Raw genomic sequence first — 22,001 nt, 5'->3', positions numbered from 1 at the left:
GTTGTTATTATGAATAATTTAGTTATGGATAATGATTATGAAGAATTAAAAAGGCTGATCGATATATGCACGGAGCTTGGTATCGGAGCAGATGATTTTACTGATACAGAAACGGATTTAGACGTTAAAACAAAGCAACGAATAATGAATAGCGTACTAAGAAAAACCGGGATAGGATAGATTTTACTTATCAGATAAATCGAGAATAAATGAAATATATAGAATTGAATGACTTAATTCCCGGTATAAGTATGGAATATAAAAATCATATTAAAAGAGGTATCGTTATGAGAAAACTATTACCGTTAATAACCGCTATGGCTTTGTGTTCCTGTTCATTTATAGATGACGGAAATACTAAGTCTGTGGAAAGCGTCGAATATGTTGAAACAAAAGATTCTTATAAGAACTATGAGGCCGTTCTAAATGAGGAGCATAGTGGTTTTACCCTGCCTGATAGTATAGATGTTGTTGATACAAATGAGCTGTATGTAATAACTTTAGGTTATACAAATACCGAAAAAAGTGAGGATAAGCTTCGGGAAAACGGAGAGTTGCTTATAAAAGGAATATGCGGAGAATCAAAAGACGGTGGAAATATCGTTACCACAGAAAACGGTGATCCGTTCAGATACGAATACAGCGATGCGGATATTGAGTGCCTGTATGATCTTTTTGACGGATATATAATAAGAACAGGCTCAATGCCAGAGCTTGATTATTGCAATATAAATGAAGTATTTACAGATTCCACAGATGAAAAAACGATAGAGCTTTCAGGTGGAAATACTACAGTCAAAAAATGCTGTGATATGATATATGATACACTGAATAACAAGCTTTCAGATGTAAAGGGCGGTTTTGAACTGCTCCCCAAAAGAATATGCAGCTATGATTCAAACGGTGAAAAGGGACTTTTTGTGCTTAATGCGTTTTGCTTTAATAAGATACCAATAGATTACAGCCTTTCGCCGTTTCTGACTGAGGATACAAAAACTCTTGTTTATTATCTTGATGCTTCATCTTCGGTGTATATTACTAATGATAAATCACCGGATTATATAAACTCTGTTTCCAGGTTTGTGCTTAAAGATAAGAAGAAAATAGAGAAAATGGTGTCATTTGAAGGGGCCGTTGATATACTTGAAAATGAGCTCGCCGATAATCTGTATTTGGAGTTTGATGATGCAGAGCTAATATATACTTGCATAAAGACAGATGAAACTGACGGCAAAAAACACGATGCATCGTCATATATTTATGATACGACCGTGACTTATGAGTTTGAACCAACGTGGTGTTTTTATATAAAGCAGGATTCAAAAGTTGAAAATGATCTTAAACATCCGTCAACTGTAAGAGTTAATGCACTAACAGGGGAAATAACGGTTATGCTTAACAAATAAGGAGGAGCTTATATGAAAAAGGCTGTTTTTCTAATGCCTTTGGTAATTATATGTATGCTGGCAGCCTGTTCAAAAAGTTCTGAAAGCAGCAATTCTGTTAATGATAATAAGGATAAAACGCTGTCTCAAAAGCAAGAACAGATAAATGAACCCGAATGTTCTGTTATCTCTGTCAATGCTGATATAATATCATTTGATAATGATATACTTTCAATAGATAATAACGGAACAAGACTTGATTTTGATACAGTTCCTTATTATGAAAAAGGCGGGAACAGGGAAGTTGATACAAGCATTATAAATAATTCATTCAATATAAAAATAAAAGCAAAGCTATCATACTATGATGATAATAATGAGCTTATTAAACTTGATGTCATAACACCAAACGGAAAGCAAATGACAGGTGATTATACTATAAAAAGTATTACAGATAATATTGCCATACTTGATAATAATGGTGCGACATATACTGTCGATGTACACACACTTGCCGAGAATGGATATGGGGTATTTGACAACAAACGATTAAAAGGCGAATATGGTGTTACGGGCATATGCTTTTATGATAGTAATAACTGCGTGGTATCAGATATTCTTCCGAAAATATCCGAAAAAAACGGCACGAATCATTACAGTATAAAAGAAAGCGATATCATACCCAAATATATCTGTGCCCAAGTAAAAAGCAAAGACGGAGCAGTCGTTACGGCAACAAGAAACGATAACGGACAAGATGTCGTTTTTACAGCAGCAATGTATCCTGACGGGGTTTCGTTTAATAACGATGAACACATTTTCTACGCACTGCTCAGCGGCAATGATGCTGATGAAAAGACAAGCGAACAGACCATGTGTGTTATTCTTCCGGCAGGAGATATAAAGGGCGAGATCATTTATACATCGACACAGGACAAAACGCCTGCAATATATATTTCATATAACGGCGAGCAGATCAAGCTTGAAACACAGACGATAATCGACAAAAACGGCAAGCAGATAGATATAAATGACTTAAAGTCCGGTATGAGCGTTACGGTCAATGCTGATGATATTCGGTATATGGGCTCGGTTTATGACAAGTGTTATTATGTTAATAGTGTGATGGTGGAATAATGAAAATAATATATTCTCTTAAACAAGACCTCAACAAAACCCTCCTAAACATCGGCTTTCTCGGCGCTGTGCTTTTAACAGCAGTCCTTTGCTTCACCGCTCCAACCTACCACGACCTGACGACCGACCGCAGCTATTCGGTGTTTGAGTCGTTCTTCTCGTTCAAGCGTGAGTTTATCGAGAGTGACACGCAGTTTGCGTCAATAAGCGTCTTCCAAAATGGTTTGGGCGGGTATATCTCAATGTTCCTGCCGATAATCGTTGCGTTCCCGTTTATGGTGTCATTCTGCGCCGAGCGCAACAGCGGACTTATGCGCTTTACAATATCACGCACAGGCTGCCTGCGCTATTATCTCTCGAAATTCTTCGCAGTGATGATAGGCGGCGGCCTTGCTGCCATGCTTGGGTATGCGATTTATGGGCTTGTGGTCTATGGCTTTTTCCCGAATATAAACAGCTATGAGCTTGATGAATTCTACTATGAAATGCACCCCGACAGCCAGACTGTTGAGGTGCTTAAAATGCTGTTGAGTGCGTTTATCTACGGCGCTGTGACAACGCTGCCTGCGTTCTTGATAAGCTCATTCTCACGCAACCCGTATCTTATCACCTGCGTGCCGTTTCTGATGGTGTATATCTGGAATACGGCTATCAATAAACTGGTGCTCAAAGCGTGGGAAACGGAGGATAACGAGCTCTCGGAAAAGCTGTTTGATTTTCAGCCCGACAGCGCCCGTCGGCTTGTCTATATAACTGAATGGAACGAGAGCGCACAGCGCATAGTTATCTTTAACGGAGTGCTTGTTGTGGGTGTTATCGTGCTGTTTTCGGTCATTATGAATCTTCGCAAAGATAGAGGTGTGTGATATGTTCGGACGATTAAACCTTAGACAATGCTTCACCACCGCCAAAACGGAATACATCAAGTGGGTAAACGATGCACGAATGATTATCTTGGCTGTGCTGCTTATCTTCATTTACAGCTTTGCGATTGAGCCCTTGCTCAAAAATGCAGACGAAATGGGCGAGCAGTTAAACACCTTAGAGCCGTTTATTGCCATAGCAAACAGCGGAGCGATAATGCTGATATTGCCGCTTGTGTTTCTCACCCTTATCGCAGACTTTCCCAAAATCGACACCAACACAGTTTTTTACATAATGCGTGTAGGTCGCCTTAACTGGATAGTCGGGCAGATGATTAAGCTCGTGTTTATGGCGGCATCTTACCTTGCTGTTATCTTTCTCGGCGCAGTTGTGCCTATGCTCGGGCGCAGTTTCTGGTCTGATGACTGGAGCAAGGTCGCAACGCAGTACAAGATAGTTTTCCCCGACAAGGCAGGCAATTTCGGCGTGCAGCTTTTGCCGGAGAATTTATACAATCAGCTCTCGATATACAGCGCAGCAATACGCAGTTATTTGCTTGTGTTTGCGTATCTGCTTATCTTAGGGTTGATACTGTTATCATTTTCTATCGTCAAGAAAAAGACCGCAGGCTTTGTGGCTTGTGCGGCGATAATCTCTATCGGCACGGCGCTATGCTCGATAAAGACAAATCTTATGTGGATTATGCCAATGGCAAACAGCATTATCTGGCTGCACTACACAAAGTATTTCAGGCAGCCGGTCGTGACTATGGAGTTCTCGGTGTTTTATCTCTGCACGATGATAGTCGGATTAACGGTGTTCTGCATCGTTGCAATAAAGAAATTCAACTATGATAATGTGACGGAGATTGCGATGTAAAAATGGAGTTGATATTATGAATGATTTGGTTATGTATAATAAATATGAAGAATTAAAAAAGCTGATCGATATATGTATGGAGCTTGAGATTGAGACAAATGATCATATTGATACAGAAACTGATTTAGATATTCATACTAAGCAAAGAATAATGAATAGTGTTCTTAGCAAATCCGGAATCGGATAAACTATAATTATCAGATGAATCGAGGATAATAGAATGGCAATTATAGATGTGAATGACGTATGCCTTACCCTTACCAAAACAGATATTTTAAAGCACATAAATGTCAGCTTTGAGGAGGGCAAAATACATGGTCTTATAGGTCGCAACGGCAGCGGCAAAACTATGCTTATGAAGTGCATCTGCGGCTTTGTTAAACCAACAAGCGGCGAGATAACCGTTGACGGCAAAAAGGTCGGCAAGGACGTAGACTTTCCCGACGATATGGGTATCATAATCGAAACGCCGGGCTTTATACCTTACTACTCGGGATACAAGAATCTGAAACTGCTTGCAGGGCTTAAAAACAAGATAGGCAAAGAACAGGTCAGAGAAAGCATGAAACAAGTCGGGCTTGACCCCGACCTCAGGCGGCACGTCAGAAAATACAGCCTTGGTATGCGCCAGCGTTTAGGACTTGCGCAGGCGATAATGGAAAACCCGAAGATACTTATCCTTGACGAGCCTTTCAACGGGCTTGACAAGGACGGCGTTAAGGAGATGCGTGAGTATCTGCTTTCCTACAAAGAGCAGGGCAAGACGATACTTATCTGCTCGCACTCGGCGGAGGATATTGAGGTGCTGTGCGAGACGGTGCATGAGATGGATAAGGGGTGCATCGAGAAGATTTAGTCGTTCTGATGCACAAAACTGAATTGCTGTTTTTGTGCAGGCCTACAAAAACATTTTTAAAGTGCCACGTTTTAACTCCCTTGTGCGTCTTTATTATAAAGAAGGCTTGATATGCTGTAATATTGACAGATCTGATAACAGAAATGAGGGATAGAATTGAATGTGTTTAGTTTGCTGCTTCGCAATATAAAGCTATACCGCTCGTTTTGCATTTTGATATTTTTGAATGTTGTTATATCTGCACTTGTTATATGTTTTAGCTACGGCATTTATCAGAATTATAACACAGTAATAGAAGAGGGAAGCAGTTCAAACAAACAGCTTTGGATAGTGCCGACTTCTTCTCCTTTAGAAAAGATAAACACATCAGTAACCACCAAAATGCTTATAGATACTCTTTACGAGCTTGATACGAATACGCTTAAAAACATAAAGTCGATAGAGTGCGGTGCTATTCTGCCCACCTCGGCATTTGATAAAATGAGCTTTAAGTTCGACTTTACATATAACGGCAAGAGCTATCATGATAATTTTGAGCTGTTCAGCGATGAACAGTATAGCTCAGATAAAAAGATAATTGCTATTATCCACAAGCTGAGAACGCCCGAAGCCGAGAGTATCAGCTTAACTTCTTTGAGCATCGGTGAGGACTGGTATGGAAAAAACATAGGCGATTCAAAAACAGTAGATGTTGACGATGAAGAATTTGAGATAGTAAACGATACACTTACTATGGAACAGGGGCCTTTGAGCGCTCCTATAACTTCGTTTTACAGTGACACACCGCTGCGGCTCAATAAAGGCGGCTGGAGCGTATATATCAGCTTTAATACCGACCTTACAAGGACACAGTATGATGATATAGTTAACGCTGTAAAAATATGCATGGGTGACAACGCTCAGGTGCCTGAAATGGATATATCACCTGTTACCGAGATATTCTACTATAAAACTGTTATTATCATCTCGGTGTTCATATCATTTCTTGCAGGGCTGAATTTTGCTGTGCTGTATCGCTTTGTTCTGCTAAAAAGGATAAAGACACTTACGATATTCAGGCTTTGCGGCTGCACAAAGCAGAAAATGATAAGAATATATATGACAGAATGTATGATAGTCGGGCTGCCGCTGTTTGCATTGACAGAGCTTATTTACAGTAAGCTGATTCTGCCTGCTCTTGCTGATACATTTGAGTATATCACTTATGCATATTCGCCGCTGCTTTACTTTGTTATGTTTGCGATATATGCGGTCAGCAGCTTTATCGTGCTGTTTATTATGATAGTGTTGTTTGTTTCTAAACGGCAGATAACCGAATTAAAGGCAGGTGTATGATATGATATTCAAATCTGCTTTTCATCAGCTAAAAAGAAACAAGCTCATGAATTTTCTCATAATCATTCAGCTTGCGGCGGTGCTTGGAATAGTGATTGTGCTTGTAAGCCTTATACGTTCAAGGCTTGAATACTATCTTCCGTTTCATACGGAGTTTTCGCGGGAAGGGCTTTTATGTGATCTAAACTACGTTTCCGACAAAGAGCTTGAAGAGCAGTTCCCTAATGCCGAGTTTGAATTTTCATATGGTGATTTTTTATATGTGAACGGAGAATATGACCCGAATTTGGAGAGCAGCTCGGACGGTGAAGATAACAAAGAGGCGATCAAGTATAATTTTGATCCTTTAATATATTCTGACAAATGGATAAATGCTTATACTCCCGAAATGGAAAGCGGAAATTGGATAAGCGAGCTGCCCGAATATGAGGAGAACGTCGTTCATGTAGTTGTTACTCCCGATAATCCGTATGGCTTTTCTGTTGGTGATGAATTTGAGCTTACCGATTACACGGGCGACGGTGTAGTAGAGGGCACAAACGGAAAACGCCACAGCACAAAGGTAAAAATATGTGGTGTTATTGCACCTAAGCAGTACACTATAGGCCACAGCAAGTTTAATAAGACAGATATTGCCTCGCAAAAGAGCTTTTTTGATATGTATTTTACCTTTGATCCGGAACCCGAAAACAGGTGGGGAATCATCATACCGCAGAGCGAATACGACAAAAGCGAGCTGTATAAAGCAAAGAACTATCATGTAATATCGGGAATGAGCTTTATATTTACCGAGAATATGAGCGATGAAGATATAGACAGTCTAAAGCAAATGCTATCTGAGGGATATATTTGCAGCTATAAGGAAAACCTGAGTGAAATAAGAAAAAACAGCTTTACATACATAAAAGAACAGCTGTATGTTCTGCTGCCGATAGCGCTGTGCATATTCCTGCTGACAATGATAACAACTATATCGGTAGTAAGCATTTCATTAGACGGTAGTTTAAGAACATACGGTGTATTCTACATATGCGGTGCAAGGTGGCAAAGATGCGTGACGATATCGTTTGTATATTCTCTTATGATAGTTATTGTTTCATCGGGGCTTTCGCTTTTTGCCTTAAAGGTGATATCTGGTAGAATAAGCACTGTAATATCCTTCGGCAGGTGGGAGTTTATTTCAATGCTTATGATATCTGCACTTTACCTTCTGCTTTCTGTGATTATACCCCTTGTGACAGTAAAAACAGTTAAGCCGAGAGATGTGCTTAAAAGGGATTAGAGGTGTTAACATTTTCTATGAAACGATTTACAAAGGGTGGTAAAAATGATAACGCTGACAAACATAAAGAAGATATACAATCCTAAGAAAGCCAACGAATTTGAGGCTTTACACGGCGTATCGGCGGAGATAAAAAACGGCGAGCTGGTTGCTATTATCGGCAAGTCGGGCGCAGGCAAGTCAACTCTTTTGCATATTTTAGCCTGCATTGACAGCTATCAGGACGGTGAGTACAAGATAGACGACACGCTTGTAAAAGGGTTGACCGAGCGTAAGTATGCCCGTATCAGAAACGAAAAGATAGGCATGGTAATGCAGGATTTTGCGCTGGTGGAAGACTTCACAGCCCTTGAAAATGTAATGATACCGCTGAATTTCTCCAAGAAAAAGATTAAGGGCAAGAAAGAAAAAGCGCTTGCCGCCCTGCGCTCGGTTGGCATTGAGGACTTGGCAAAAAAGCCCTGCAACAAGCTCTCGGGCGGACAAAAGCAGAGGGTGGCTATTGCCCGTGCGATAGTCAATGAGCCAAGCATGATACTCGCCGACGAGCCGACAGGGGCGCTTGATACAAAGACATCTTCTGAGATAATGGAGCTGTTCAAGTCGCTCAATGAGCAGGGGCGGACGGTGGTCATTGTAACGCACGACCCGAAGGTGGCGGAGCAGTGCCAGAGAGTCATTGAGATATCTGACGGGAAGATAGTAGGCGGCAATGAGTGAATTGACAGGAGTGCTGGGGTGTGATATAATTTAACCAACAGTATAGATAATACAACAAAGTGTTTTTTAGACCTGTTTATAACAAAAGTACTTGGATTGTTTGGTGATAACATGATGAAGAAGTCTATTAGAATTATTCTGACAATAGTCATTTGTCTGTTTTCTGTTTCGTGTGGTGTAATAGGTGACAGCTCAAATGATAGTGAGCCTGATCCGCATAAGAATAGCGTTGAATCTTATCATTATGAGCAAGAACAAACTGAGAAGATACTTGAAAAACTTATAGAGTGTTTTGATAACAAAGACAAGGAAGGCATAAAAGCTTTGTTTTCGCCTCAGACTGCAAGTCTTATTCTCTCACAGGAACATAATATCGAACATTATCTCAAAAATTTAGATGCTTGTATAATTGAGGCTGAATGTTATGTAAATGATAAAAACAGAAATGGTATGTTGGAATCAAAATCTAATATGAGACTAAACCACAATGTAGATGCAGAGGGTGGACTGTATGTGTCCTGCTTTGCTAATAGAGGTGGAAACTGTCCATGCCGACATGGACAAGTTTCATTGGCCTCTAAATATGCTTGTGATTGGAATCTGGCAATTGGTGAAGCATTCGGTTCTTTACAGGCAGATGTTCAATATATGGGACATGATATGTATCAGATGAACTACAAGTATTACATCTATGATGTATACGAGTGGCCAGGCATACATGGCTTAAGAGACCTTCACCTCCACGGTGTAGCACATCAGTACCCAATTGTTGGCTATATATCAGGTGATTTGATATGGAAAAAAGGCGAGCGTTGTTATAATGGGATGCTTGCAGAAAGTGCAATTCTCGAATTAAATAATAATCTTTCAAGTGTTAAGGAGTTTTTCCGTGAAATGGATATTAATAGCGATAATATGAGAGAAGTACTTGAATTCTATGGGATTTAGTTTTAGATTGTTTTGATACAATAAACGCCACATAGATTAGTCGCTCTATGTAGTTTATTTAATTTCAAAATCATGAGAGGAAATTATTAATGAAAAAGAGTTACTTAATATTTCTTTTAGTTCAACTTATCTGGAGTGTTTTTGCCTGTGTTTTGGTATTTGTTAATGGAAGAAGTTACTCTGACAAAGCACCCGAGAGCCTATTTATTATAGGTGCTATTGTAATGGGCACCATATTATTTGTTAATTTGCAGCCAATGCTTAAGCAGCAAAAATCTTCAAGCACGGCACGTATGATACTGGTGATCGGTTATGTTGTGGTGTTCACAGCTAATCTTCAATCATTAAAAGACAGATTTGATCTATTATCTATCTCTTGTCTTATACTGTCGATTGCAGGTATGTTAACATACGCTATTTCTGGTCAAAGCTCATCAGCACATCTCAATAACAAGAGAGTAGCCAAAACAGTTTTTTTTCTGTTGCTGTTAATATCACTTGTGTGCAGCGTAGGGGGAAACATAGCTTTGATTTGTGGCTCCGACATAAGTATGAATGAAAGAATCATAATTCTTATTATGCTTGTTGTGCTTATATTTGCAAGCATTATTCTCCTATTATTTAAAAACCAAAGTGCCGGGATTATTCATCTATGTGCATTGATAATAAGTAGCTTGTCATTCGAATCTCCGTTTATGTATGTGCTTATAATTCTGATATTCGCTGAATTTATCACGGTTTATGGCAAATACAGCATTTATACATTAAACTGATTTTCGGGGGTAGAAATGAAATAAAACTATGGTGTGGATCATTATTATGTAGATAAAGATTTATCAATGCCAATGACATTGTTTTTGTATAATAAGAGTGATGAAGACAGTTTTGATAGTGTTTTTTCATGGAGCCCATTTACAAAACAGTGGTGGATTACAGGATTTAATCCAGATTATGTTGGTAATGTTGACGTAAATACATTGATAATGATTGGTAAGATAGATATGTCACAATTCACTGATGAAAATGGTAATATTATATATGAGACTTTTAAAACCACAATACAAAATGAAATAAGATTTAGGAAATATGTAGATGATTTATATTTTTGTGATCAGTTTTCAACAGTTTGGATAATGTGGGGGGATTAATATGAAATTGATACCATTTATTCTTGCTATTGTTATACTCTTTACAAGTTGTAGTGTGTATGATAAAGCAAAGGAAAAACTGAGCGAAGCCGAATCGGCAATTGATTCAAAGAGTGAAGAATACCTTGAAAAATATGACCCCAAAAGACTTGCGAAAGATGAGGCTAAAGAGATATTTAAATACTTAAAAGCAAAGGATATCGACAAGCTGACAGCCCTCTTTTCAAAAAGCGCAGGCAGCGAAGAGGGTCTTAAAAATGAGTGGGAGAAGTTTTTTGAATCTATAGACGGAAACATCGAAAGCTATGAATACCTTAGTTTCCCCCGCGAAGGTATGACGATAGATAAGAATGGGATTATAACGGATTCACATCTCGGCATAGAATTCAAAAAAACGACCACAGATAATGGCATGGTTTATGATATCGGATATTTTCAGACAAGAAAATACCCGAAGAATACCGACATCGAAGGGATAAATCTCTTTTTTGTATACATATATGACGATGAAGGCATTCTCGAAAAGGAAATCGATGTGGGTCGTATGCCTACAAAATAATGAATAATCATTAGGGACTGTTAATCAAATGACAGTCCCTTAACAATGCTATCAAATCGGATTATATTATAATCTATATATACACCTGTTCCGTCCACATACGATATTTCTTTTTCGGCCTTAGCCTCTTGCACCAAGGCTACATTTATGCTACAATTAGATCAAGACAAGCATATTAGTAAATCTACCTAAACATAGTCGTAGAAATCTATGCAAAAGGGAGAATTATCCTTTAAACGGATAAGCAAAATACTTCTGAAAACTCAATATATATAAAAGCTTTTGGGAGGAAATATATGCGTTTAACAACAGATGAGCTTATTGTATTAATGCTGCGGCTGATATATGAGCAGGAAAAGATGACTGAGCAGCAGAAGGCAAGAATATACAAAAGGGTATTTTCTTTGGTGGAGGAGGTTAGTGAAGGTGGAGAGAGCTGACATAAAAGCCCTTGCGGAGAGCTTCGGCAAAGGCGACAAGGCGGCATTTGAAAAGCTTTATCAGGAATTTCATGAGAAGGTATATTTTTTCATTATTCGCATTGTTGACAGCCCCGACACGGCGGAGGATCTTACCTCGGAGACCTTTACAACAGCCTTTGAACATATTTCGCAGCTTAAGTCGGGCGAGTCATTTGTCGGGTGGCTGTATTCTATCGCATACAGCAAATGTGCGAAACATCTTAAGGAGCTTTCAAGGAATATAAGCAATGACGAGCTTGAATATCTGCTTGAGGCAGGCAGGCTCAACGAACCTATACTGCTCCCCGACGACTACACCGAAAACGAGGAAACAAAGGAGCAGCTAAAAAGCATAATCGACAGTCTGTCACCCGATATGAGGGCGGCGGTCATTATGTATTACTACGATGAGATGACTATCCCCGAGGTGGCTGAGGCGCTTGAAACAAACGAGAACAATGTCAGCCAAAAGCTCTATAAGGCAAGAAAGCGCATAAAGGAAAAAGTCGAAAAGCTCATCGGAAAAGACGGCCTTTTCGCCGCCGTTCCCATGAGCGCCGTGCTTGAAAACCTGAGCGACGGGGCATGGATAGCCACAGGCACCGCCCTCGCTGTCGGGCTGACCGCAGGGCTCAACAAGGCAAGCGGTGGGATAGGCGATGTGCTTTTATACATCACGAGGAAGTATTGGTCCAAGCACAAGAAAAGCCTTGCTGCCCTGCTCTTCTCGGGGGTGCTGCTGTGTGCGGTGGTGTGCTGTGCATTCCTACTGCAAAGAGCAGAGTTTCGCCGCTTTCTTGATGAATGCTATGACGCAACGGGCTATTATTCCTTTATGTGGCCAAGCGATGATACAAAAATACTTGATGCCATGAGGACAGACGAAACAATAGATGGAACAATAAATGTTCTCGGCAAGACGGGCAAGGGTGCGATACAATACGAATACGGCTATCTTGACGACCCGTATGACCTTGCGCATATCTCCTTTGAAAGCGGCAGGCTGCCCGAAAAAGAGGGCGAGATAGCAATTGACCGCCACGCACTTGATAAGTTGGGCTTTTTCGGCTCGGTCGGTGATGAGATAACGCTTGATACGGGTACATATACCCTTGTGGGGATAATCGATAAGGAAAGCTACGGGCACAGCCGAGCGTTTTCCCGTGCGGCTGATGAATGGGTAGATGATACAAACGTCTACAAGCAAAGCTGTGACAATACTGATATAAAGTATATCCCTATGATATATGTCTGCGGGGATAATAGTCAAACGCCCCTTTACAGCTACACTATGCTTGACAATATCAGGGAGTTTCAAAGTGCTGATGAGGTCTACAGATATTTTGTCGATAAGCTCGGATATACAGGCGATATGTCGCCCTCTTTGACCTGGAAGAACAAATCACTCGATGCAGAGAGGAGCTATAAAGACGAGTTCGCAGGCAAAACAAGAAGCACTACCATTCTTTGTATTATCGCGACCCTTATATCCTCGCTGTCTGTCATAGCAGTTATGAGAAATATCTTCTCCGAGCGTGAGGGGCGCTTATTGATGCTTAGAAAAGTAGGAATGTCAAAGCGCAGTATTCGTGTGATGTTTGCTACCGAATACCTTATACTTGCGGCTTTCCAGTTGGCACTCGGGCTGGGGATTGGTGCGTCCGTATATTTTGGTATATATCAGTTTCAGGTTAGTGTCCTTGAAGAACCACCGCTGTCAGGCTTTACAACCGATACGCTCGTTACAGAGAATATAGCAAGCCCGTATCTTTATGCGGCTGTATTTTCGCTTGCCGTGCTGCTTTCGGGCTATCTCTTTGCGGCAATGCTATCGCATATCAGAATGCCTAACCTAAGAAAGAGAAAAGCGGCCTCTCTTAGCAGGTGCATAGCAAGGGCTTTTGCAAACAGAGCGGTCACTGTAATACAGACGCTCGCTCTTACCCTTATCTGCTTTGGCACAGTTTTCGGGTATATGCTCTACTACACAACAACGGGCTTCTTTGATAATGAAACGGGTAAGTTTTTCCCTTATGTCACAACAAAGTTCGGCGATAATGGTATGTTTGATTTTGAGGAGGACGGTGTCGAGGAATACTATATCGCCTATCCTGTGCAGAACACCGAGCTTGATAACCTGCGCCTGTCACCGCAGACAGAGAGCACCTGCGGCATTGATGATACTACCGCAGACGGGCTTGATGAAGCAATAACAACAGGCAGACTTACACACACCTTCTTACAGTATGACGAGCGGCAGAACGGACTTTTGTATAACATATCATTCGGTGATGATGATATGCGAAAGTTTATCTACGACAGCTCATCAGACGAGGGCAAGGCATTTATCGACAGCGGCAAATACTTTTATGGATACAAAACAGCTGTTGCAAACAAAGCGGCTATCGAGCAGCTTGAGCCTTATGTCATAAGCGGTAAGATAGATACCGACAAGCTCGCAAGCGGCGAGCAGATGATAGCAGTTCTGACAGAGGATATGGAGGTCTTTTCAAGTGGTGAGAAGATAACGCTCGGCTCGCTTTACACAGATAACGGCTTTGGCATAGATAAGCTCACCACGCAGGACACCGAGATAGGCGCAGTTGTAAGGCTTAACAAAGACACGCCGAATATCCTGCACTACGCCGTAACGACAGGTGACAGATGCAGCCTGCTCACCACAGCTCAGGGCGCAAAGGCTTTGGGGATAAGCAACGCAAGCTATACGGAAATATTTTCGAGGAATGCACTTCCTGCAAACGCCCTCCCTCTCGGAACAGGCATGGAAAAGACCTCATACAGTATAGAAAAGCACAAGCTGTTTCTGCAAAATGCTTCTCAGATAGGCTCTATGGCTTTGCTTATACTTGTAATGTCGCTATTGGGTTTTGCTGCATACTTTAATGGCATTGGTATGAAGATACGCTTAAAAGAATATCAGATATCCGTTATGCGTGCAGTCGGCACACCGCTTAAAAAGCTAAGGCGAAGGCTTATGCTCGACAGCATACGCATACCTGTTGCGGCTGCTGTGTTTACTTTCGGCGGCGTAAAGCTTATGCAAAGAATAATGAAAAGTGCCTACAACGACCAGCAAGCATTATGGCAGGAAAGGGAAGATATGGCAGATAAGTACAGGCCGTATTTTCAGGTCGAGAGTATGTTTAACGAGTTTGTGCAGAAAATGAATGAGTACAACGAGCGCATGAGTAAGATAGGTGTCGATTACCTGCTCGACAATCAGATGTGGTTTATACGCTTTGTATTACCGCTGATGATAGTGTTCGGGGTAATGTGTGTGGTAACTATCCTGCTCACCCGCCGCAGCTTCAAGATGTTCACCCCCGACATAGCCTCATCACTTTCAAAAGGGAGGAAAAGACAATGATAAAGACGGAAAATCTGACCCGAACCTATGGCAAAGGCGAGGGCAAGGTGGTCGCTCTCAAAGGCATAGACCTGACGATAAATGACGGAGAAATGGTAGCGATTATAGGAAAATCGGGCAGCGGCAAAAGCACACTGCTCAACCTTATAGGCGGTCTTGATGCACCGACTGAGGGGAAGATCTTTTACAACGACACCGAGATAGGCAAGATGAACGACACCGAGCTGTCAAAATTCAGACTCAACAATGTGGGCTTTGTGTTCCAGTTTTTTGACCTTATACCCGAACTGACAGCGGAGGAAAACATTCTGCTCCCCTCAAAGCTCGCAAAGAAAAAGGAAAACAACGCTGACAGCATTTACTCGGCACTTGATATCTCGGACAGAATAAAGCACTACCCTGCCGAGCTTTCGGGCGGGCAGCAGCAGAGGGCGGCTATCGCTCGTGCCTTGATAAACAGCCCCGATGTGCTGCTTTGCGACGAGCCGACTGGCAATCTTGACAAGCGCTCCGGCGAGGAGGTCATGGCGCTGTTAAAAACGCTTAATGAAAAGGGCAAGACTGTTATTATAGTTACGCATGATGCTGATATAGCCGGACAATGTGAGAGAATTATTGAAATAAGTGACGGACATATAGTTTAAAAATGACAACACCTCGATACTCTACGAAGTATTGAGGTGTTATTATGTAGGGGGTTTTAAAAAATCGAGAATGTGATATATTGTTATATTTGCACATTTATCATTATTTCGTATGCTGACTTATTCGGAACACACCATAATATTGGTCATTATTTGGTCATTATCAGTCATTAAAACCCATTAAAAGTTAAGCAAAACAGCTTTGCATTAAATGTGCTAAGCTCCAGTATTTAGGGGCTTTGTGAAAGACACTAAAGATCACCGTCATCAAAAAATACAATTCAAGTCCAACAGGGGGAGCCAAAGACTCAGGGCTTTGTATGTTTATTGTGACATACAAAGCCCTTTTTGCTTTATTTTTTCGGGTACAGTATATAACTCAATGCTAAGATACCTACAACTGTCAGGCGTTGTTGCCTTTGCCTTTTTTGAATGCAATGACTATGTGTCCTGCGAATCTGACTTTGCTTTGAAATAAGAGTATAATAAATATATATGCGCGCTATGATCTATGTGCAGCTTTATGTTTAATTCTGAAAGGAAGATATAGTAATGAAACGTATAACATCAGCCGTGTTGGCATTATCGCTTGTTATCAGCCTTTGCGGCTGCGGCGGATGTGAGGGTTCTGAAATCGGCCGGCATTCTTCTTCAGGCAGCGGGTTATCATCAGCTGCTGAGGAAAGTTCGCAGCAGGGAAATACTGAGACAGAGCCGCGCGCAGCAGTTACAGAGCTTAAATCACTTAGTATAAACGGCACAGTGGGCAGCATATAGCCTGTGGGTGATGGGAAAGCCGCATTGCAGTACATCACCACGGAAAATGAAACGCTTTGCGGCTTTACGGCGATAATTGATACTTCTTCGGATACGCTTGTCGCAAGCGGAAGGCTTGGAAGTATTTCGGAAAAGATCGCAGGCGTTTTGTCTGACGGAGAGATCGTGACGTTTGATTCTGATGAGGGCGCATTAGTTTTCTATAAGGGCGATTTGAGTTTTGATAAAAAAGCAGCTTTGCCCGAGGGGATCTCAGATGTGAAGTTATCAAAAAGTGATGATGCGTTCTATGCAGTAAATCAAAACAAGCTTATTAAGGTAAACAGTGACGGCAGTACGGAGGATGCAGCAGTCCTTTCTGATAAAGCGGTCATTACTTAGTTTGACGCCGAAACAGGGCTTATATTGTATTTGGAACTTACCGGGGGAGAGGAGAGCTCTAAAAGCTTTATCTGCAATTTAGCTGATATTGACAAGGTAACGGAGGTACCTGCCGATTTCGAGAGCTGCTATTTCCAGAACGGCAGGCTGATAGTAAGGGGCAGCAGGGTATACCCCGGTGACAAGGGCAGCGGGAATTTGCTTGAATCAAAAACGCTTCTGACAGCATATGATGAAAACTGTTCACCTGCTGATACCTACAGGCTTGCATCGTGGCTGACTTTAACAAACAGCATGAGTGATCCTCTCGTGTTTGCACGGGAGCATACAGGCGATGAAGAAAATACAGCGGAAAATTTGTTGTTTATAGATATTGCAAACGGCAGCTATGCAAGGGTGGCGATGCCAGATGAGGAAATTATCGGGGTAACTCCCTGCTTTTTGGAAAACGGCGAATGTCTGATTGCTGCCGAAAGCAGGCAGGAGGGGAGTGATGATGCCGGGATATCGCTTATATCGGTTTATACAGATAAGCTTGATTATGAGGCACTTGAAAAGGCAGACGCTGACACGCCAGAGAATAACCGGAAGCAAAGAGAGGAAAACCAAAAGCTTTTAAGAAACTTTGCTGACACGATAGAAAAAAAGTATAACATTAAGATCCTGCTTGGCGATGATGCGATGAGTATTGATTTCGGGAATGTATTCAAAGCTGAATCCACCGAAAAAGCTGACAGCGAAATGTCGGTGTACAAAACGCTTATGATCCTTGATGATACGCTTGCCATTTACCCCGAGGGCTTTTTTGATAAGTTCCGTGAAGAAGGAATGAACGGCATGAGTTTTGCGCTCGTTCTGAGTATGAGGGCTGATGGGTTTATAGAATCCCCGGCAGGCCTTGCAATGGTGCGGGACTGTGATCATTACATAGCTCTTGATGTGTGTGAACTTGATGCAAATGTCTATATCCCCGCGATAATCCACGAGCTTTGGCATTCGACCGAAAACCAGATATTGAAAAAAGACCCGTCAGCATTTGATGATAGTAACTGGAATGAGCTGAACCCTGATGATTTCAGCTATATTGAAAACTTTAACGAGGTGAGAATCGTTGAAACACCCTATGACAAATATGTGCTTGAGCAGGACGGCAGTGATCCATACTTTACCCTGAAATACAGTATGAATACACCGTATGAAGACAGAGCGACACTGATAGAATCATTATATAACGGGAAGATAGCGCCCACGCCTGCCGAAGCTGTAGAGGTGATAAATAAAGAATACCCGCACCTTAAAGCAAAGCTTGATTATATGGCAGAGAAAATGAAAACCAATATGGGCGTTGTCAGCTGGCCGGACAGCTCAGCGGATCAATAGTTCACATAGCTTTTGCAAAAAAAATATGATCAGCCGCACTCTTTTGCGGCTTTTGAGGGTGTTACATATGAAGGCAAAATAAAATACTTAAAATTAAGGAGAGATCATTATGCCGAATTATTCATTTGAAGAATATAAAAAGAGTTATACCGGTAACGCAAATAATACTCAGGAAATCCAGAAAACAGCTATGGAGATCTCGCAAAGCCTTAATAAGCTTTACAACAATATATTGAAATCTGGCAAAAACTATGATGTTGCCTCAACTATCTCCAAGGCAAGTATGGGTATTATGGGCTTTGTTGAGGATCCCACAACCATTGAGTTTGAGGACAGTAATGATGCTGAAAAGAGCTCACAGAAAAAATGGCAGAAGTCTGCCGATGACTTTATGGCTTTCTTTGATCTCAGCTATGAAGACCGCATGAAATTAGGAACGATAATGTCTTTAACGAGCCCGAAAAGGTAGATGTCAAAAAGCTTAATGAACAGTTTGCTTTCTTATCAAAGACTTTCGGGTTTGTTAATAATAATTTCTTTATGCCAAATTCCAATAATAAGCTTGATGATAATATCATAAACACTAATAATATCCCCGATCCTGTACAGGCAGATACGATACACGGAGATATGCCTAAAATATCCGATGGGGAGAGAAAGCTGAGAGATGAATACGCCGCTACCGTCAGCTTTGAGGGTAATCTGAGAAAGTTTGCCAAGGGGCTTGATGCTGTACACTGGTACGGCGCAGGCGGTGTTTCCAAAGATCTTCAGGCAGTAAAGGACGCTATCAAGAATTATTTTGATTACAGAAAAATGGCTGACAGCCCTGCATATGACACTGCTGAGGAGGAAAGGCTTGTAGGAGAAATTGCAAATACTGCAAACGAATACATCGCCGCAAAGAGGAGAGAGGGCGTAAGAAACTTCACGGGCAAACCTAATGAGCCGCAGTGGAGACCATGGTCTGATATGGGCACGGTGCGTTTTGAGGCGGCTATGGACATAGAATCACTTGCAAACAGCAGAAAGGCTGTATTGAAGGCCGCTAATGATGAGATCAGGAATATAAACAATATCAGTAATGAACCGCTCATTAAAGATGACAGCTCTGAAAATGAGAATGAGAATGAAAATGATATCAGCAATCTCATCAATGTTGATGACAGCAAGTCTGAACTGAATATAAATAATGATAATAATATTATCAATAACGAGGAAAAGGCTGACGAAAATGAGAACATCATAAACGCGGAACAGCCTGCCAAGGAAGAAAACAACAATATAGAGCAGAAAACAGATAATGTAAACAATAATGAGATCATTATTGAAGAAATCGAGAAGAATGCTCAGGCTAAGGAAGAACCAAAGGCTGAGGAAAAGGCAAAAGAGCCCGAGAAGAAAGAGGAAAAGAAAAACGAGCCTGAAAAGAACATAATAATCGAGGAGAATAAAAACAAAATAATCCTCCCCGAGGAAGAAAAAGGGCCGGAGGCAAAGGAGACCCCCGAGCAGAAGGCCGTGAGGATAAAGAAGGCTACAAGAGCCTTTAACGGCCCCAGAATGACAGTCGGAAAGCTTGCCGATACACTTGTGGATATGTACGATTATGATAAGCTTGATGTTGACAGCGTTCATGAACAGGCTGCAAGCCTTATCTCTGCAAAAGAGCTTGCTGACAAATATAGCGGCACGATCTCGCTTACTAATGTAAGCGACAGGTTTGAGGGCAGAAAAGACAGGCTTATGTTTGATGACAACCTGCGAGGCTATGTTTACAGACTTATCAAAAACCCTGAAAAAACCAAGCAGCTCTTAAAGGATCCCGATGCACTTGCAGAAGGGTATGCTAATTACTATAAATGCCTTATGGATAGAAAGGATGCATATGATAAGTACGGAGAGTCTTCCGCAGGCGGCTATATCGCATCAGCTAAGTTTAATATCGCAGCAAGTCAGGATGATAATGATCTTGAGCCCTACCGTTACCTGATAGTTGCACAGACTGAGGCTAAAAAAGCAGGGCTTAAAAACTCGCTTACCGGAGAAGAATACTCAAACCTTTTTAAAGAGATCAATAAAGATGCATTTAACGAGACCTTCGGCAATATCACCCCGGAAATAAAGAAGAAAATACTTGACGAGCCGTATTATGCACTTGAAATGTATAACGCAAACGCTAAGAAAAGGGGCTTAGGCGAGCTTGGTTCTGGGCCTGTTGATCCGCTCAAGGATAAATCAAGAGAGGAACTTAAGAAGAAAGCAGGAAAAAATGCCGGCCCGACAATTGACGATGAGTTAAAGTCACTGAAGGATTATATGAGTGCTCAGAAGAAAGATTATATGTTCATTTCTGATAAAAACGGTCACGAGCTTATTTCGGATCTTGCTAAGTACACAGCCCTTGTAAAGATGAAGGAAAAGCTCGGCGGCGGTGATGTTCCAATATCGGCGGTAAATGATGAATATACAAAGGCGTGGAATAATCTGAAGTATGAAGATAAAGCGTTCAAGTTTATGATGGAAATTATCGGCTACGACGGTGAGGTAGACCGCAGAAGGGATTACATGAAAAACCCCGATCACCTTGTCGAGGAGTATGATAATCAGACTAAGGTCAATAAAGAACTCAGTGAGCAGTTTAAAAAGTACCCTCCGGGAAGTGTAGGGTACGAGATCGCATATATCAAGTACCTTCATCAGAGAAATCTCCAGGATAACTTTTTGTCGCATGATCTGGGTGATGTTATGCTTTACCATGCTATCGGTAAAAAGATGGGGTATGATTATAAGGTCACGGATGAAATGCTTCGCAATATGAATGAACGTCTTGATTATGAGACATACAGAACTGTTGTGGATAAGATCAGCAAGGCTGACCGTGTTAATATGATGAGTGATCAAAAGGCACTTGACAAGTTCCTTGAGGATTACAATAATGCAGCTGTAAACCAGAAGGAGCCTAAGCCCAAGATAGAATTCGACCCGCTGACTATGACTGAAAGGGCAAGCAAAGAAAATAAGAATTACTATGATGATCTGCTGAAGATACGCAGCGATAGTAATCCGCATATCGGTGACATCAGAAAGTATCAGAACAACATCAGAACTGTCATAAATGAGGCTGATCCCAAGAATATGGATAAGGAGGACTTTGAAGACGCTAAGGAAATGATCATGAAGAACGTCGCCCAGATCATAGCAACAAAAGCGATCTGGCCGAAGCGCTCGAAAAAGAGCATTACTCAGATCAATCAGGATCTTTGTATGGTCGATCCCGAGCGAAAAGAAAACTTTGTGGCTAAATATCAGAAACAAAACGAAGACTGCCAAGAGCTTGCAATGAACATTTATGAAAACCGCAAGGATTTCAAGAGAATGTTCGATGAGGCGAAGGACTGGAAATCGCTTGTCGATCTTTCAAAGAAGGCTCTTACTTCATCAGGCCTTGAAATAACCTTCAAGCTGAGAGAGGTAGGAAATAAGATCGCAGTAGAAGAAAGCAAAGCCGAGAAAACCCAGAATCAACTCAATAAGGCAGTAAAGCCCAAAGTAATGAAATGATAACCTGACATAAGCGGATGACCTTGTAAATAAGGCCGTCCGCTTTTTTATTGCGAAAAAAACATATCCCTCAACTGCTGCTATACTGCCGAAATTGCTGACTTTTCCGGTCATACCCTTTTCTCCGTCACAGAACAATATCCTCATAAATATGCTGTCGATCATTTTGGCCTCTGCTGTGTGCTCAGGATCATATAAACGGCAAAAGGCACCTCTGCCGTAATACAGCAGAAGTGCCATAAATATTGTTTATATAATGCGACCGCACAGATCGGACGGGATCGTTCCCGGAT

At 41.4% G+C, this 22,001-nt stretch carries 22 protein-coding genes; all 22 read left to right on the top strand.

The window, feature by feature from the left end; genetic code table 11:
- Positions 1 to 9: 9 nt before the first annotated feature.
- Positions 10 to 180: a hypothetical protein gene (locus CD05_RS20600; RefSeq protein WP_156947397.1), complete on the top strand. Its 171-nt coding sequence runs from the start codon at positions 10 to 12 to the stop codon at positions 178 to 180.
- A gap of 107 nt (positions 181 to 287) precedes the next feature.
- A complete protein-coding gene (locus CD05_RS0108830; protein ID WP_156947395.1) occupies positions 288 to 1,406 on the top strand; it encodes a hypothetical protein in 1,119 nt (372 codons plus the stop codon).
- 12 nt (positions 1,407 to 1,418) lie between these two features.
- A complete protein-coding gene (locus tag CD05_RS0108825; protein ID WP_028510208.1) occupies positions 1,419 to 2,522 on the top strand; it encodes a hypothetical protein in 1,104 nt (367 codons plus the stop codon).
- Positions 2,522 to 3,388, top strand: coding sequence for an ABC transporter permease (locus CD05_RS0108820; RefSeq protein WP_028510207.1), 867 nt, complete (start codon positions 2,522 to 2,524; stop codon positions 3,386 to 3,388). The genes CD05_RS0108825 and CD05_RS0108820 overlap by 1 nt, the downstream gene beginning before the upstream one ends.
- 1 nt (position 3,389) lies before the next feature.
- Positions 3,390 to 4,265: a hypothetical protein gene (locus CD05_RS0108815; RefSeq protein ID WP_028510206.1), complete on the top strand. Its 876-nt coding sequence runs from the start codon at positions 3,390 to 3,392 to the stop codon at positions 4,263 to 4,265.
- A gap of 16 nt (positions 4,266 to 4,281) precedes the next feature.
- The gene (locus tag CD05_RS20595; RefSeq protein ID WP_156947393.1) at positions 4,282 to 4,452 is read left to right on the top strand and encodes a hypothetical protein; all 171 of its coding nucleotides are present in this window, start codon (positions 4,282 to 4,284) and stop codon (positions 4,450 to 4,452) included.
- 33 nt (positions 4,453 to 4,485) lie between these two features.
- Positions 4,486 to 5,121: an ATP-binding cassette domain-containing protein gene (locus CD05_RS0108805; protein ID WP_028510205.1), complete on the top strand. Its 636-nt coding sequence runs from the start codon at positions 4,486 to 4,488 to the stop codon at positions 5,119 to 5,121.
- Between the two features lie 222 nt (positions 5,122 to 5,343).
- Positions 5,344 to 6,456 (top strand): FtsX-like permease family protein, encoded by a 1,113-nt coding sequence (locus tag CD05_RS0108800; RefSeq protein ID WP_156947391.1) that lies wholly within the window; start codon positions 5,344 to 5,346, stop codon positions 6,454 to 6,456.
- A gap of 1 nt (position 6,457) precedes the next feature.
- On the top strand, positions 6,458 to 7,738 hold the full coding sequence (locus CD05_RS0108795) for an ABC transporter permease (RefSeq protein ID WP_028510203.1): 1,281 nt from the start codon (positions 6,458 to 6,460) through the stop codon (positions 7,736 to 7,738).
- Positions 7,739 to 7,783: 45 nt separating this feature from the next.
- Positions 7,784 to 8,458 carry an ABC transporter ATP-binding protein gene (locus CD05_RS0108790; protein ID WP_028510202.1) on the top strand — a complete coding sequence of 225 codons (675 nt, stop codon included), beginning with the start codon at positions 7,784 to 7,786 and terminating at the stop codon, positions 8,456 to 8,458.
- Positions 8,459 to 8,569: 111 nt separating this feature from the next.
- Positions 8,570 to 9,406, top strand: coding sequence for a hypothetical protein (locus CD05_RS0108785; RefSeq protein ID WP_198021588.1), 837 nt, complete (start codon positions 8,570 to 8,572; stop codon positions 9,404 to 9,406).
- Between the two features lie 89 nt (positions 9,407 to 9,495).
- On the top strand, positions 9,496 to 10,179 hold the full coding sequence (locus CD05_RS0108780) for a hypothetical protein (protein ID WP_028510200.1): 684 nt from the start codon (positions 9,496 to 9,498) through the stop codon (positions 10,177 to 10,179).
- Between the two features lie 66 nt (positions 10,180 to 10,245).
- Positions 10,246 to 10,554 (top strand): hypothetical protein, encoded by a 309-nt coding sequence (locus tag CD05_RS0108775; protein WP_028510199.1) that lies wholly within the window; start codon positions 10,246 to 10,248, stop codon positions 10,552 to 10,554.
- A gap of 1 nt (position 10,555) precedes the next feature.
- Entirely contained in the window at positions 10,556 to 11,113 is a 558-nt protein-coding gene (locus CD05_RS0108770; RefSeq protein ID WP_028510198.1) for a DUF5104 domain-containing protein, read from the top strand.
- 296 nt (positions 11,114 to 11,409) lie between these two features.
- Positions 11,410 to 11,553 (top strand): hypothetical protein, encoded by a 144-nt coding sequence (locus tag CD05_RS20590; protein WP_156947389.1) that lies wholly within the window; start codon positions 11,410 to 11,412, stop codon positions 11,551 to 11,553.
- Positions 11,534 to 14,962, top strand: coding sequence for a sigma-70 family RNA polymerase sigma factor (locus tag CD05_RS0108760; protein ID WP_084262144.1), 3,429 nt, complete (start codon positions 11,534 to 11,536; stop codon positions 14,960 to 14,962). Before CD05_RS20590 ends, CD05_RS0108760 begins: the two co-directional genes overlap by 20 nt.
- The gene (locus CD05_RS0108755) at positions 14,959 to 15,606 is read left to right on the top strand and encodes an ABC transporter ATP-binding protein (RefSeq protein WP_028510196.1); all 648 of its coding nucleotides are present in this window, start codon (positions 14,959 to 14,961) and stop codon (positions 15,604 to 15,606) included. The genes CD05_RS0108760 and CD05_RS0108755 overlap by 4 nt, the downstream gene beginning before the upstream one ends.
- A gap of 552 nt (positions 15,607 to 16,158) precedes the next feature.
- Positions 16,159 to 16,383, top strand: coding sequence for a hypothetical protein (locus CD05_RS0108750; protein ID WP_028510195.1), 225 nt, complete (start codon positions 16,159 to 16,161; stop codon positions 16,381 to 16,383).
- Between the two features lie 3 nt (positions 16,384 to 16,386).
- Positions 16,387 to 16,764: a hypothetical protein gene (locus CD05_RS0108745; RefSeq protein ID WP_156947387.1), complete on the top strand. Its 378-nt coding sequence runs from the start codon at positions 16,387 to 16,389 to the stop codon at positions 16,762 to 16,764.
- A gap of 30 nt (positions 16,765 to 16,794) precedes the next feature.
- A complete protein-coding gene (locus CD05_RS0108740) occupies positions 16,795 to 18,144 on the top strand; it encodes a hypothetical protein (RefSeq protein ID WP_028510193.1) in 1,350 nt (449 codons plus the stop codon).
- 109 nt (positions 18,145 to 18,253) lie between these two features.
- Positions 18,254 to 18,613 (top strand): hypothetical protein, encoded by a 360-nt coding sequence (locus CD05_RS0108735; RefSeq protein ID WP_028510192.1) that lies wholly within the window; start codon positions 18,254 to 18,256, stop codon positions 18,611 to 18,613.
- Between the two features lie 71 nt (positions 18,614 to 18,684).
- Complete coding sequence (locus CD05_RS0108730) at positions 18,685 to 21,708, top strand: hypothetical protein (RefSeq protein WP_028510191.1); 3,024 nt, start codon at positions 18,685 to 18,687, stop codon at positions 21,706 to 21,708.
- Positions 21,709 to 22,001: the final 293 nt, after the last annotated feature.

The sequence above is a fragment of the Ruminococcus sp. NK3A76 genome (assembly GCF_000686125.1).
Lineage (GTDB): Bacteria > Bacillota > Clostridia > Oscillospirales > Ruminococcaceae > NK3A76.
This window is presented reverse-complemented; position numbering and strand designations above follow the sequence as displayed.